Annotated in this window: 17 protein-coding genes; 4 read left to right on the top strand and 13 right to left on the bottom strand. The window is 59.3% G+C overall.

Annotated features, from left to right (window positions below; genetic code table 11):
* The first annotated feature begins 6 nt into the window (after positions 1-6).
* Positions 7-909 (top strand): metal ABC transporter solute-binding protein, Zn/Mn family, encoded by a 903-nt coding sequence (locus ACYJRZ_RS09480; protein WP_459458270.1) that lies wholly within the window; start codon positions 7-9, stop codon positions 907-909.
* 48 nt (positions 910-957) lie between these two features.
* On the opposite strand, the gene ACYJRZ_RS09475 is transcribed toward ACYJRZ_RS09480, so the two are convergent.
* Both ACYJRZ_RS09475 and ACYJRZ_RS09470 read right to left on the bottom strand, forming a co-directional pair.
* On the bottom strand, positions 958-1,266 hold the full coding sequence (locus ACYJRZ_RS09475; RefSeq protein WP_459458734.1) for a Dabb family protein: 309 nt from the start codon (positions 1,264-1,266) through the stop codon (positions 958-960).
* Between the two features lie 124 nt (positions 1,267-1,390).
* Positions 1,391-2,290 (bottom strand): LysR family transcriptional regulator ArgP, encoded by a 900-nt coding sequence (locus ACYJRZ_RS09470; protein ID WP_459458268.1) that lies wholly within the window; start codon positions 2,288-2,290, stop codon positions 1,391-1,393.
* Positions 2,291-2,390: 100 nt separating this feature from the next.
* On the opposite strand from ACYJRZ_RS09470, the gene ACYJRZ_RS09465 reads away from it, so the two are divergent.
* Entirely contained in the window at positions 2,391-2,999 is a 609-nt protein-coding gene (locus ACYJRZ_RS09465) for a LysE/ArgO family amino acid transporter (RefSeq protein WP_459458266.1), read from the top strand.
* A 108-nt stretch (positions 3,000-3,107) separates the two neighbouring features.
* Positions 3,108-3,998 carry a dihydrodipicolinate synthase family protein gene (locus ACYJRZ_RS09460; protein ID WP_459458264.1) on the top strand — a complete coding sequence of 297 codons (891 nt, stop codon included), beginning with the start codon at positions 3,108-3,110 and terminating at the stop codon, positions 3,996-3,998.
* 82 nt (positions 3,999-4,080) lie between these two features.
* On the opposite strand, the gene ACYJRZ_RS09455 is transcribed toward ACYJRZ_RS09460, so the two are convergent.
* The 6 genes from ACYJRZ_RS09455 to ACYJRZ_RS09430 all read right to left on the bottom strand — a co-directional run bounded on the left by ACYJRZ_RS09455 (position 4,081) and on the right by ACYJRZ_RS09430 (position 8,441).
* The gene (locus ACYJRZ_RS09455; protein ID WP_459458262.1) at positions 4,081-4,581 is read right to left on the bottom strand and encodes a GNAT family N-acetyltransferase; all 501 of its coding nucleotides are present in this window, start codon (positions 4,579-4,581) and stop codon (positions 4,081-4,083) included.
* 82 nt (positions 4,582-4,663) lie between these two features.
* Positions 4,664-5,104 carry a ribonuclease HI gene (gene rnhA / locus ACYJRZ_RS09450; RefSeq protein ID WP_459458260.1) on the bottom strand — a complete coding sequence of 147 codons (441 nt, stop codon included), beginning with the start codon at positions 5,102-5,104 and terminating at the stop codon, positions 4,664-4,666.
* A complete protein-coding gene (locus ACYJRZ_RS09445; protein ID WP_459458258.1) occupies positions 5,101-6,066 on the bottom strand; it encodes a homoserine kinase in 966 nt (321 codons plus the stop codon). Before ACYJRZ_RS09445 ends, rnhA begins: the two co-directional genes overlap by 4 nt.
* A 33-nt stretch (positions 6,067-6,099) precedes the next feature.
* Complete coding sequence (gene ispH, locus ACYJRZ_RS09440) at positions 6,100-7,107, bottom strand: 4-hydroxy-3-methylbut-2-enyl diphosphate reductase (protein WP_459458256.1); 1,008 nt, start codon at positions 7,105-7,107, stop codon at positions 6,100-6,102.
* A 160-nt stretch (positions 7,108-7,267) separates the two neighbouring features.
* A complete protein-coding gene (locus ACYJRZ_RS09435; protein ID WP_459458732.1) occupies positions 7,268-8,014 on the bottom strand; it encodes an SURF1 family protein in 747 nt (248 codons plus the stop codon).
* 7 nt (positions 8,015-8,021) lie between these two features.
* Positions 8,022-8,441 carry a DUF983 domain-containing protein gene (locus tag ACYJRZ_RS09430; protein ID WP_459458254.1) on the bottom strand — a complete coding sequence of 140 codons (420 nt, stop codon included), beginning with the start codon at positions 8,439-8,441 and terminating at the stop codon, positions 8,022-8,024.
* A 151-nt stretch (positions 8,442-8,592) separates the two neighbouring features.
* Between ACYJRZ_RS09430 and ACYJRZ_RS09425 the strand changes: the two genes are divergently transcribed.
* Positions 8,593-9,243 carry a chloramphenicol phosphotransferase CPT family protein gene (locus ACYJRZ_RS09425; protein ID WP_459458252.1) on the top strand — a complete coding sequence of 217 codons (651 nt, stop codon included), beginning with the start codon at positions 8,593-8,595 and terminating at the stop codon, positions 9,241-9,243.
* Positions 9,244-9,300: 57 nt separating this feature from the next.
* Here the strand turns inward: ACYJRZ_RS09425 and ACYJRZ_RS09420 are convergent, their stop codons facing one another.
* The 5 genes from ACYJRZ_RS09420 to ctaD all read right to left on the bottom strand — a co-directional run bounded on the left by ACYJRZ_RS09420 (position 9,301) and on the right by ctaD (position 13,713).
* Entirely contained in the window at positions 9,301-10,179 is an 879-nt protein-coding gene (locus tag ACYJRZ_RS09420; protein WP_106996830.1) for a cytochrome c oxidase subunit 3, read from the bottom strand.
* A 63-nt stretch (positions 10,180-10,242) separates the two neighbouring features.
* Entirely contained in the window at positions 10,243-10,854 is a 612-nt protein-coding gene (locus ACYJRZ_RS09415; RefSeq protein ID WP_459458250.1) for a cytochrome c oxidase assembly protein, read from the bottom strand.
* A 9-nt stretch (positions 10,855-10,863) separates the two neighbouring features.
* Positions 10,864-11,004: a hypothetical protein gene (locus ACYJRZ_RS09410; RefSeq protein ID WP_015339051.1), complete on the bottom strand. Its 141-nt coding sequence runs from the start codon at positions 11,002-11,004 to the stop codon at positions 10,864-10,866.
* Complete coding sequence (locus ACYJRZ_RS09405) at positions 11,001-11,960, bottom strand: heme o synthase (RefSeq protein WP_459458248.1); 960 nt, start codon at positions 11,958-11,960, stop codon at positions 11,001-11,003. Before ACYJRZ_RS09405 ends, ACYJRZ_RS09410 begins: the two co-directional genes overlap by 4 nt.
* 58 nt (positions 11,961-12,018) lie before the next feature.
* Positions 12,019-13,713, bottom strand: a complete 1,695-nt coding sequence (gene ctaD / locus ACYJRZ_RS09400) for a cytochrome c oxidase subunit I (protein WP_459458246.1) — start codon at positions 13,711-13,713, stop codon at positions 12,019-12,021.
* Positions 13,714-13,724 lie beyond the last annotated feature (11 nt).

Raw genomic sequence — 13,724 nt, 5'->3', positions numbered from 1 at the left:
ACTCGCATGAACACACAGAGACTGCTTCTCTCAGCCGCTGCGGCAGCCTTCGTCGCCTTCGGCGTCGCTGCCCCAGCCTCCGCCGAGACCCTCAATGTGGTCGCGTCCTTCACCGTGCTTGCCGATGTGGTGAAACATGTCGGCGGCGACCATGTGAAGGTGTCTAGCCTCGTCGGCCCGAACGGCGATCCCCATGAATTCGAGCCCTCGCCGGCCGATGCCAAGACGCTGAATGCCGCGAAGGTCGTCTTCGTCAGCGGCGAAGGGCTGGAAGGCTGGATGGACCGGCTGATCAGCGCCTCCGGTTACAAGGGGACACCTATTGTCGCTTCAGAAGGCATCAATACGCGCACCATGGTCGATGACGGCAAGACCGTCACCGATCCGCATGTGTGGAACAGCCCGGTTAATGTGAAAATCTGGGTCGCTAATATCGAGAAGGCTCTTTCCGCCGCCGATCCGGCCGACGCCGCCGACTTCAAAGCTAATGCCGAGCGCTATACGAAGGTGCTGACCGAACTCGACACCTATGCGCACGGCAAGTTCGACAAGATCCCGGACGATCGCCGCAAGGTGCTGACCAGCCATGATGCCTTCGGCTATTTCGGCCGGGAATATAAAGTAAACTTCCTTGCTCCGATTGGCTTTTCGACAGAGACGGAAGCTTCGGCCGCCAAGGTCGCTCAGCTGATCGAGCAGATCAAGACCGAGCATGTGAAGACCTATTTCTTCGAAAACTCGAACGATCCGCGCCTCGTCAAGCAGGTCGCCAAGGCAACCGGCGCGGAGCCAGGCGGCGAGCTCTATGTTGAATCGCTGTCAAAGGCTAACGGACCGGCTTCGACTTACGAAAAAATGTTCCGTTATAACGTAGACCAGCTCGCCGTAGCCATGGCGAAGTCGAGCTGATCGTTCAATGATCGAGGTCGCAGGCATAGGGTGCCTGCGACCACTCACTTAAAGGTTGAAATCGAAGACCATCAGGCCGGCCAGACCGCCGTCCGTGGAGGAAACGATCCGCTCGCCGACGGCGACGTGATCGGGATGCACCAGGTAAGCATCGCGTGCTTCGACACTTTCGAATGTGACGACAAATCCATCGGCGAAGCCGCCATGTAAGCCCTCAGGCGAGACATTCGGCCCATATTTCACGTCAACAATGCCCGGAATGACCTTCTGCAAGGCGACGACGGAGTCGAAGAGCGCGCTCTTCTCATCCTGTGTCAGGGCGGATTTGAGTCTAAGAAAAACGCAATGCAGGATCATAAGGCAATCTCCCTGGAAGTCGGCGGCAGCATAGAGGGAAAGGGCAGCCGTGCAAGGCGCCAATTCGCGAACATTGCGTTCCGGTGGCGGGGCGAATGACAACACGTTCAGCTCGAAGCGTAGCTCACGCAGACAGATGAGCTTTGGCTGCCGCAGCAATTTCGCGTGTCAGCTCAGCAAGCCGGTCGGCTGCGAGACGATTCACCTGCCAATATAGTGGAATGTCCAGTGGCGTATCGGGGACGAGTTCGATCAAACGCCCGGCCTTTAGATGCTCCCGCACGAGCTGGATGGGATTCATGCCCCATCCCATGGCTGAAAGACTGGCATCGACGAAGCCCTGCGTCGACGGCAGCCAATGGCTCGGATAGGCAAAATCCTCGCCGAATGTCTGGCGTATCCAGCGGCTTTGAAGCCTGTCCTTCTGGTTGAAGGTCAGTGCCGGTGCATTCTGGATCGCTTCCGGAGTCACGCCCTGTGAAAAATGCCGGGCGATGAAATCGGGGCTTGCCGTCGCATGGTAGCGGAGTGCGCCGAGGGACATGCGCCGGCATCCCTGGATCGGCTTTTCCGAGGCGGTGACAGCTGCGATAACCCGGCCGCGCTGCAGCCATTCTGCAGTATGATCCTGGTCATCGACAGCGATATTCAGCAGATAGGGGGAATTTTTGGCAAAACCGGATATGGCTTCCACGAACCACGTCCCGAGGCTATCGGCATTCGTGGCAATATGAAGCGTAACCCTTTGCTTGGGCTCGCGGGGATCGACGAGCGCCGGCAGGCGTCCGAACAGCTCGGCTTCCAACATGCCGACATTCTCCATATGGCGGCAGAGCCATTCGCCCTTTTCCGTCGCGGTGCAGGGGTTGCCCCTGACGATCAGGACGATGCCCAGGCGCTCTTCAAGCTGCTTCACCCGCTGCGACACGGCCGAAGGCGTGACGTTGAGAATGGCTGCCGCCTTTTCGAAGCTGCCGGTCTGGACGACGATGGAAACGGCGCGGAGAGCAGAATAGTCGAGCATAACTTAGTTTTTCTTAATCTGGATTAGCAACATTAAGTAGCCTAAATCTTCTTATGCCGATACCGGAAATGCTCATTGATTTTGGAGCATTTCGGCTAGGATGAATTTTTCGATCTATATGACGGGTCTCACGATGGGGCTCAGCCTGATTGTTGCGATCGGCGCGCAAAATGCCTTCGTCCTACGTCAGGGCCTTCGCAATGAGCATGTATTCGCCGTCTGCCTTGCATGCGCGCTCTCCGATGCCGCGCTCATCATCCTCGGAGTGACGAGCTTTCGCCAGATCTCCGCGCTGCTGCCATGGCTCGATCCTGTCATGCGCTATGCAGGAGCGGCCTTCCTCATCTGGTACGGAGCCAGGAGCCTCTATTCCGCCTTTCGTTCGTCCGCGGTGCTGGCTGCCGGGGAAGCGAAATCATCGAGCTTCCGGCAGACGCTTGCCATGTGCCTGGCGCTCACCTGGCTCAACCCGCATGTCTATCTCGACACGGTCGCGTTGCTCGGCACGATCTCAACCCGGTTTCCGGGAAACGAGGCTTCATTTGCGGCGGGTGCCATGACGGGCTCCTTCCTGTTCTTCTTTTCGCTCGGCTTTGGCGCGACATGGCTGAGGCCGATCTTCGCGAAACCCGCGTCCTGGCGCATCCTGGAAACGCTCATTGCTCTAACAATGTGGATGATCGCCACCAAGCTGCTGCGCGGAGTATGATTTCTGCGGCATATTCATGGACAGCCGCACGGCGCTCAGCGTAGAACAATTGTAGGTTTAGTTTTTGATCGCCACTACCGCTTGGCCTGACAGAGAAAGAAGACAATCGTGACGCCCTTTACCGGACTTTCGGCCTTTCCGATCACCCCTACCGACACTTTCGGACGTGTGGATGTTACAGCGCTCGCTCGCTTGCTTGAACGCATCCAGCTGGCGGGCGCTGATTCCATCGGGTTGCTCGGCAGTACGGGCGGTTACGCCTTTCTGTCACGCGACGAGCGCCGGCGGGCCGTACAGGCGGCGATGACAAGTGTCGGCGGCAAGATCCCGGTCATCGTCGGTGTCGGAGCGCTGCGGACAGACGAAGCGCAGGCATTGGCGCGTGATGCCAAGGCGGCCGGCGCGGATGGGCTACTGCTGGCCCCCGTATCTTATACTCCACTCACGGAGGAGGAGGTCTACCAGCACTTCGCAGCCGTCGCGGAAGCCGGGGAGCTGCCGCTCTGCATCTACAACAATCCCGGCACGACGAAATTCACATTCAGCGATGATCTGATTGCCCGCCTGGCAAAGGTGGCGAAAATCGCGGCGGTGAAGATGCCTTTGCCGCAGGGCGGCGATTTCCAGGGAGAAATAGGACGCCTGCGCCAGGAAACGTCAAAGGGTTTCGCCATCGGCTATAGCGGCGATTGGGGAGCAGCGGCCGCCCTACTGGCCGGCGCCGACGCCTGGTACAGCGTGATCGCCGGCCTCCTGACCGCCGAGGCGCTGGCGCTCACACGGGCTGCCCAAGCCGGCAACGTCGCCGAAGCCGAACGGCTCGATCAAAAATTCCAGCCGCTATGGAGCCTGTTCAAGGAATTCGGCAGCTTCCGCGTCATGTACGCGATTGCGGAAGCGCTCGATCTTTGCCGAGTCGATCCGCCGCGCCCGATCCTGCCGCTCTCCGCAGCCGAAAAGCCGCGCGTGAGAAGCGCGCTCGATCACATCTTGGCGTGATTGCGCCCCGCCTCCGCCGATATGCGGAGGCAACTCATCCATGACGGCAAATTCCGCGCCGCCGCTCCGGTCGCAGTCAGTATCAAGTCGCGTTAAAACCTTCATGATACTCGACACGCCCGTAGGGCACGGTCGCCCCCTTGAGGACCAATCTCATGAAATACTCTGCAGGCACTCCATCGAGCACCAGGTCGGGATCATTGTCGAAACCGAAACGCTTGTAGTAATCCGGATCACCAAGAACGACGCAGCCTTTGGCATCCATATTCGCCAGACGCAAAAGACCTTCGCGAACAAGCGCTCCGCCAATGCCGTGTCTCTGGCAATCCGGTGTCACCGAGAGCGGTCCAAGCCCATACCAGCCGACATCTTTTCCATCGATCGTAACCGGCGAGAAAGCGATATGTCCGACGACATCTCCGTCCTCGATCGCCACGAGAGAAATCGTCAACGCTTCGGCGCTGCGAAGAGCATCGACAATTTGCGCTTCAGTTTGACTGCTGTGCTCCATCGAGGCGAAGGCCATCTTCGTTGTACGGCGGATCGCTTCGGCGTCTCCCGGCTGCTCTGGGCGGATTTCCATTATGCGTCCTTTGTCGGTTGGCGATCCCATGCTTGCGGGCGTAAAAGGGGCTGTGCATCGCGCGAGCGGACGATAGAAGATCCTACTTCCGCTTAAACGGCTCCATACCCTTGCGCGCCAGCTCGTCGGCCCGTTCATTCTCCGGGTGTCCCGCATGCCCCTTCACCCAGTGCAGCGTCACCTTGTGCCTGCTGTAGGCCTCGTCCAGCGCCTGCCAGAGCTCGGCATTCTTCACCGGTTTCTTGTCCGCAGTCTTCCAGCCATTCTTTCTCCAGCCGAAGATCCACTTCGTGATGCCGTCCTTGACGTAGACACTGTCGGTGTAGAGATCGACCTCGCATGGGCTCTTCAGGGCGCCGAGTGCGGAGATCGCCGCCATCAGCTCCATGCGGTTGTTGGTCGTATCCGCCTCGCCGCCGGAGAGTTCTTTCTCCACCTCGCCGTAGCGAAGCACCGCGCCCCAGCCGCCGGGACCGGGATTGCCCGAGCAGGCGCCGTCCGTAAAAATATCGACGTGCTTCATGCCTTCAGCCCATATTCGGCTGAAGAAGCAATCTGGCGGTGGAAGCGCAGCTTGCGCAGATATTCGATCGGGTCTTTCTTCGTGACCATCGCACCGGCTGGAGTGGTCAGCCAGTCATAGAGCCGCGTCAGGAAGAAGCGCAGCGCCGAGCCGCGGGCAAGCGTCGGCAATGCAGCGATTTCGGCAGCATTCAGCGGCCGCACGCTCTGATAGCCCTCGAGCAGCGCCATGCCCTTGGTGATGTTGTAGGCGTGATCCTTCTCGAAGCACCAGGCGTTCAGGCAGATCGAGACGTCGTAGGCGAGCTGATCGTTGCAGGCGAAATAGAAATCGATCAGGCCTGACAGTGTATCGCCCAAGAAGAAGACATTGTCCGGGAAGAGATCGGCATGGATGACGCCTTCCGGCAGGTTCTTCGGCCAATGCTTTCCAAGGAAATCGAGTTCGCTGCGGATCTCATTCTGCAGGCCGGTTTCAACTTCGTCGGCGCGTGCCTCTGATTTTTCCCAGAGCGACTGCCAGCCCTCGAGCGAGAGTGCATTCGGGCGACGGATCTCGAAACCCTCGCCGGCAATATGCATGGCGGCAAGCGCCTTGCCGACTTCGCGGCAGTGATGTGCCTCGGGCTTGCGCAACCACATGCCCTCGAGGAAGGAGATCAGGGCGGCAGGACGCCCGGAGAGATGACCGAGCAAGGCGCCATCACGGCGCGGCAAGGGCAACGGGCAGGACAGGCCGCGGCTTGCCAGATGCTGCATCAACCCCAGGAAAAACGGCAGGTCACCCTTGTCGACGCGCTTTTCATAGAGCGTCAGGATCAGCGGATCGCGGCTCGTATGCAGCAGGAAGTTCGAATTCTCGACGCCTTCGGCAATGCCCTTGTAGGAGAGCAATTCACCGACATCATATTCGGTCAGGAACCACTTCAAATCGTCTTCGGTAATATCGGTATAAACGGCCACGAAACAGTCCCGAACTTGAGCGCCTTAGGTCGGCTATTCGCCGTTGACGAAAGCCATGTCTGCTGTCGTCAGCTCTATACTGCGAAGCTCGCGATTGACGAGGAAATTCTCGGTTTCCTTGACGGTTTCAGCGAGTTCCACCACAGCATTATAGCGGGCGCGGAAAGCTTCGATGATCTCGTTGACGATGACTTCTGGCGCAGATGCACCAGCCGAGAGGCCGACCGTCTTGATGTCGCCGATACTATCCCAATCGATCTCGGCCGCGCGCTGGACGAGCACGGATTTCTTGGCCCCTGCCCTCAGCGCCACTTCCACGAGACGCTTGGAATTGGAGGAGTTCGGCGCGCCGACAACGATGAAGAGATCGCAACCCGGCGCCGCCTCCTTCACCACTTCCTGGCGGTTGGTAGTGGCGTAGCAAATCGAGTCTGCCGCCGGTGCAGTGAGATTGGGGAAGCGCTCTTGCAGCCGCGCGATGACGCCGGCGGTATCATCGACCGAAAGCGTCGTCTGCGTGACGAAGCCGAGATTGTCGGGATCATCAGGCTCGTAGACGTCGGCATCCTCTACCGTTTCGATCAGCGACACGGCGCCTTCGGGCAGCTGACCCATGGTGCCGATAACTTCCGGATGGCCGGCATGGCCGATCAGGATGACGTGGCGGCCGAGGCGATTGTGGCGCATGGCCTGCTTGTGCACCTTGGAGACCAGCGGACAGGTGGCATCGAGGTAGAAGAGGTTGCGCGCATCGGCATCGGCCGGCACGGATTTCGGCACGCCATGCGCGGAGAAGACGACGGGCTGGGCGCGGTGCTCGGCCGGGATCTCTTCCAGCTCCTCGACGAAGATGGCGCCCTTGGCTTCCAGACCCTCGACGACATAGCGGTTGTGGACAATCTCGTGGCGGACATAAACCGGCGCGCCATAGGCCTTCAGCGCCAGCACGACAATCTGGATGGCGCGGTCGACGCCGGCGCAAAAGCCGCGCGGCCCGCAGAGCCGGATGGTCAGGTCAGGTTTGGAAACGGCTATGTTCATATCTCTTCCGAAATGCGACAGTGGCTTGAGCCATAGATAGGGCTGCCCTGCCGCCTGCTCCATTCAGTCCGCATGATTTTATTGGAAATCGCTACGCACTTGTTGGGATCATGCTCTAGACGAATATTCCTTCGAAATGAAGCTATTCTATTGCATGTCTCTACTGTGAGGGCGCGTCCGGATGGCGCTTGCGCCACCAGGATATGGCGACGATCGCTGCCAGCGCCACCGCCAAGCCATACCAGGTCACGGCATATTGCAGGTGATTGTTTGGCAGATCGATGATGGTGACGCCGCCGATCGGCAAGCCCCCTGGATTGGATGTCTTGTCGGCATCGATGAAGACAGGCAGCACCTTGTCCTTCGGCAGGCCGACGCTGGCAGCCATGACATCCAGATCCTTCCAGAAGAAGATGTTCTTGCCGAGATCATTGTCCGGCATGCCGTCGGGCCGGTCGACGAGCTTTGCGCGGGCCAGACCGATAACGGTCTGTTCGCCCGTCAGTTCGCCTTGCTTGCGCTTTTCGGGATCCTTGGCCTCGGTGGGAACGAAGCCTCGATTGATGAAGATGAAGCGGCCGTCGTCCAGCTGCAGCGGCGTGTAGATGTGATAGCCGGGGTCGCCGTCATAGGTCGCGAGAAAGTGCCTCTCCTTGTCATTGAGGTAATGGCCTGTCGCCGTCACCACACGATACTCAATGTCGCCGCCGGAGGCAGCCATCGTCTCTATCGTCGACAAAGGAACGGCGGGTGCGTCCTTGCGAGCGGCAATGTCGGCCAGAAGACCCTCTTTCCATTGCAGCCGCTCAACCTGCCAGGTGCCGAGCCCGACCAGAATGACGAATGCAACGAGCAGAAGTAGCGCCTTGGCGATTTGCCATAAGGGATTGGCACGGCGCACAGGCATTGCAGACTCAGTCACGATGGACGCGCCCTTCGGCGGCGTTGTTGCGATATTGCAGGGCGATCAGGATACCCTTGCACCAGCGCAGGGACAGAAGCGAAAGAATGATCGTCAACGGCGCGAACAGCACTATGTAGACCCAGATCGGCGGGGCATAATTGATCTGCATCCACAAGACCGAACCGATGATGATGAAGCCGACGATCAGGATGACGAAGACCGCTGGCCCATCACCTGCATCGGCGAAGGCATAATCGAGATCGCAGGCGGCGCAGCGCGGCTTCAGCGACAATAATCCATCGAAGAGCTTGCCTTGGCCGCAACGCGGACAACATCCCTGTATGCCGACCTTGAACGGATCGACGGGCGCAAAGAGAGCGCTGTCATTGTGGGATGCCTCGTTCGGCGTTTTGTCTTGCTCTGAGCTCAAAGTTCTGTCTCGATCGGTCTGCCATTGGGGGCGAACCTATCGATCTCGCCCCTGTCATTATCAGTAACTGCGATGCAAGCATCCGTCCAATCGAAAAGCGCGGCTAGCCGCGTAAGTAGCCCGGGAAAGGCATGCAGAAAGGATTGGATTTATGGTCCACAGTGAAGGCTCGACACCCGGCCAGATCATTATTCTCAACGGCGCGCCGCGGTCTGGAAAAAGCAGCATCGTCGAGGCGATACAGGCTGATTTCGAGGGCGTGTGGGTCAATCTCGGCGTCGATGCCTATGTGCGGCATATCACGCCCCCACGCTACCGTCCGGGCATCGGCCTGCGGCCCGGCGGCGGGCGGCCCGATCTCGAACCGCTGGTTCAGCGCTTTTATGCCGCACTCTATGCCTCGATCGCCGCGCATAGCCGCATGGGGCTGAATGTCGTCGCCGAGTTCGGTCATCACGACAGCTATTCGCAACCGCTCGGCATTCTCGCCGATTGCGCCCGGCTTCTGGCAGGGCTACCCAATCTGTTCGTCGGCGTGCGCTGCCCTCTCGATGTTGTTATGCAGCGGCGATTGGCAGAAGGGCCGGAAAGACAGGGCACTTACGTGAAGGTCGAGGCTGGCGTGCCTGCCCCTGGGCCGATCATTGCCTGGCAGGAACAGGTGCATCGCCCCGGAATCTATGATCTGGAGGTCGATACGTCGGTGAAAAGCCCTGAGGCCTGCGCCGAGGAAATCCGGCAATTGCTCGCTGGAGGTCTGCCCCATCCAACTGCGTTCGAAAGACTTGCCTCTAAAAATTGACGACGTAAAAAGGCGGACGCCTAGCGCCCGCCTTTATCTTCCCGAGATCGATACCGATCAGCCGGCCGCGAGCGGTGCGCCCCAGCTGCCCCAGATGTAGATGCAGAAGAACAGGAAGAGCCAGACCACGTCAACAAAGTGCCAGTACCAGGCGGCCGCTTCGAAGCCGAAATGCTGCTTCGGCGTGAAATCGCCCCGGATGGCGCGGACGAGGCAGACCAGCAGGAAGATCGTACCGATCAGAACATGGAAGCCATGGAAGCCGGTCGCCATGAAGAAGGTCGCACCATAGATCGAGTTTTTGAACGCGAAGGGCGCATGCGCATATTCATAGGCCTGCACGCAGGAGAACAGCGCGCCGAGCAGGACGGTCAGCGTCAGCCCCTGGATCAGCCCCTTGCGGTCGCCGTGCAGCAGCGCATGGTGTGCCCAGGTGACCGTGGTGCCCGAGAGCAGCAAGATGATGGTGTTGTAGATCGGCAGGTGCCAAGGGTCGAGAACTTCAAGGCCCTTCGGCGGGAACTGACCGCCGAGGAAGGCCGTCCGCGATGCCTGGATCGCCTCGTTCGGGAACAGGCTGACATCGAAATAGGCCCAGAACCAAGCGACAAAGAACATCACCTCGGAGGCGATGAACATGATCATGCCGTAGCGCAGATGCAGCGAGACCACGCGGGTATGCGCGCCCTCATGAGCCTCCTTGATCGTATCGGCCCACCAGCCATACATGACATAGAGAACCACGGCGAGGCCGATGAAGAACAGCCAGGGCTGGGCGAAATTGATTCCGAACAGATGCAGCGCGCCACCGTTCAGATAGCGCATGAAGCAGACACCGCCGAAGGTGATCACGAAGGCGCCAAAGGCCGCAATGATCGGCCACGGGCTGGGATCGATAATGTGATAATCGTGTTTTCTCTGATGCACTTCGGCCATATCAGCAATCCCCGAATAACTTTTTCCCATATTGCTTCCGGTCAAACCGAAAAGCACTCTCCATCAAAGTTTCTTTTCCACCGGCTTCGTACCGCCGTCGTTGGATGCCACGGGCTTTGCGCCTTCCCGTGGATAATAGGTGTAGGACAGTGTCAGCGCATTGATCGTCTTGGTTTCCACAGCCTTGGTGATCTCAGGATCGACATAGAAAACCACTGACATCTCGCGCTTTTCCCCAGGCGCGAGATCCGTCTCGTTGAAGCAGAAGCACTGGACCTTGTTGAAATAGACCCCGGCTTCCAGCGGCGAAACGTTGAAGATCGCCTGACCGCGTTCCATCTTGTCCGACTTGTTTTCGATCTGGAATTTCACCTCGACCGTCTCGCCGATCTTCGGGCTCACAGACTTCTGCAGTGGCTTGAAATCCCATGGCAGGCCCGGCGCGACGTTGGCATCGAAGGAAACCTGTATCTGCTTGTCGAGGATGACGTTCGAAACCTGCTCGACGCGCTGCGTGGTGCCGTTATAGCCTGTTACCTGGCAGAACATGCGATAGAGCGGCACGGCGGCGGCGCACATGGCACTCATGCCGACGACGAAGCTCAGGCACATGGCAACGATCATGCCGTTGTTACGGCCGTCGCTTCTGTTGCTCTTTGTGACCTCCCCCTCCATGACGCCTCCTCAAACGTGTCCGGAACCGACCTTGATGATGGTGATTGCGTAGAACAGCACCACCAGACCGGCAAGCACCAGCCCGAGCGCGATATTGCGCCCTCGCCGCGATTTCTTCTGCGCCTCGGTCAGCTTGACGAGCTCGATCATAGCCAGCCTCCGGCGCCGCCCGACATCAACACAGCAACGAGCCGGTCGATCAGCAGCGCGGAAAAGATCGCGAAAAGATAGAAAATGGAGAAGCCGAAGAGCTTCTTTGCCGGCACCATCTTTACGTCGCCATCGGCCATTCGCCAAACGGCGATGGAACAGTGGACGAAGATCACGCCCAGGATCGCGGCAACAATACCATAACCAAGGCTCGCAAAGCCCATGAAGGCCGGCACGACGCCGAAGATGGCGGTCAGCACCGCATAGACGACGATCTGATTCTTCGTCGTCTTAATGCCGGAGACATTCGGCAGCATCGGTACGCCGACGGCCTCGTAATCCCCCATCTTGAACAAGGCCAGCGCCCAGAAATGGGCCGGCGTCCAGAGGAAGATGATGAGGAAGAGCACGATGCTCTCGACCGGCACGCTGCCGGTCACGCATGCCCAGCCGATGACGGGCGGGAAAGCGCCGGCTGCACCGCCGATGACGATGTTCTGCGGCGTCGAGCGCTTCAGCCACATTGTGTAGACGACGGCATAGAAGAAAATGGTGAAGGCGAGAATACCGGCGGAAAGCCAGTTGATCGCAAGACCGAGGATCGTCACCGAGAAGCCCGACAACACCAAGCCGAACGCCAGGGCTTCTGACGGATTGATACGGCCTGAAGGTATCGGCCGGCGCGCGGTGCGGGTCATGACGGCGTCGATATCGGCATCATACCACATGTTCAAGGCGCCGGATGCACCGGCACCGACGGCAATACAAAGAATGGCGATAAAGCCGAGAACGGGGTTGATGTGGCCGGGCGCCAGCACCAGGCCAGTGAAAGCGGTAAAGACGACCAGCGACATCACGCGCGGCTTCAAAAGCTCGAAATAATCGCGCGCACCCGCTTCCGACAGGCTGGTTTCGCCTTGCTTCGCGAGCGCTTCGTGATTGTCGATGACAGTCATTCTCTCTTCCAATTATCCGTTGAACCGGACGCCGCTGATCACGGCGTCCGGAAATGAGCTACTTGATGCGCGGCAGCTCTTCCCATTGATGGTGCGGCGGCGGCGACGACAGCTGCCATTCCAGCGTGGTTGCGCCATCGCCCCAGGGATTGTCGCCTGCGACGCGCTTCTTTGCGAAGGCATCTATAACGCCCCAGAAGAAGAAGCAAAGGCCCACGGCTGCGACATAGGAGCCGATGGAGGAAACGAAGTTCCAGCCGGCATAGGCATCTGGATAGTCGATGTAGCGGCGCGGCATGCCCGCACGACCCAGGAAGTGCTGCGGGAAGAACACCATGTTCACGCCAATGAAGGTAATCCAGAAGTGCCAGTTGCCGATCCGCTCATTGTACATGTAGCCGGTCATCTTCGGGAACCAGTAGTACCAGGCTGCAAAGATGGCGAAGACGGCGCCGAGCGACAGAACGTAGTGGAAGTGGGCCACGACGTAATAGGTCGCATGCAGTTCTCGATCGAGGCCGGCATTGGCGAGCTGGACGCCGGTGACGCCGCCGAGCGTGAACAGGAAGATGAAGCCGAGCGCCCAGATCATCGGCGTGCGGAACTGGATCGAACCGCCCCACATGGTCGCAATCCACGAGAAGACCTTGACGCCTGTCGGAACCGCGATGACCATCGTCGCGAAGACGAAGTAGCGCTGCGTGTCGAGCGAGAGACCGGTCACATACATGTGGTGAGCCCAGACGACGAAGCCGACGGCGCCGATCGCGACCATGGCGTAGGCCATGCCGAGATAGCCGAAGATCGGCTTGCGCGAGAAGGTGGAGATGATGTGGCTGATCATGCCGAAACCGGGCAGGATCAGGATGTAGACTTCCGGATGGCCGAAGAACCAGAAGAGATGCTGATAGAGCAGCGGGTCACCGCCGCCTTCCGGCGCGAAGAAGGTCGTGCCGAAGTTGCGGTCCGTCAACAGCATGGTGATCGCACCGGCGAGAACCGGAAGCGACAGGAGCAGCAGGAAGGCGGTGATCAGAACCGACCAGGCAAACAGCGGCATCTTGTGCAGCGTCATGCCAGGAGCGCGCATGTTCAGGATTGTGGTAATGAAGTTGATTGCGCCGAGGATCGACGAGGCACCGGCGATATGCAGCGCGAAGATGACCAGATCGATCGCCGGGCCGGGATGGCCGACCGTGCCCGACAAGGGCGCATACATCGTCCAGCCGCCGCCCGCGCCGTAGGCGCCGGCCGGGCCTTCGACGAACATCGAAAGGATGAGCAGCAGGAAGGCGGGAACCAGCAGCCAGAACGAAATGTTGTTGAGGCGCGGGAAGGCCATGTCAGGCGCACCGATCATGATCGGCACCATCCAGTTGGCAAAGCCACCAATCATCGCCGGCATGACCATGAAGAAGATCATGATCAGCGCATGGGCGGTGACGAAGACGTTGTACATCTGCTTGCCGCCATCGATGGCGGCATCGCCGGAATAGCCATAGACCATCGATGCCAGACCGCTGAAGATCTGGATGCCGGGCTCCTGCAATTCCATGCGGATGGCAACGGAGAGGAGGAAGCCGATCACGCCCGCGAAGATCGCGAAGATCAGATAAAGCGTGCCGATGTCCTTGTGATTCGTCGAAAACAGCCAACGGTCAGCGAAGGATTGCTTGTGTGAGTGATGATCGTCATGCGCATGTGCGTCTTGAAGAGCGTGCGAGTGATCGTCGTGTGCCTTGGATCCAGCCATTGTTCCTACCC

It is taken from the genome of Rhizobium sp. No.120 (assembly GCF_054558365.1).
This window is presented reverse-complemented; position numbering and strand designations above follow the sequence as displayed.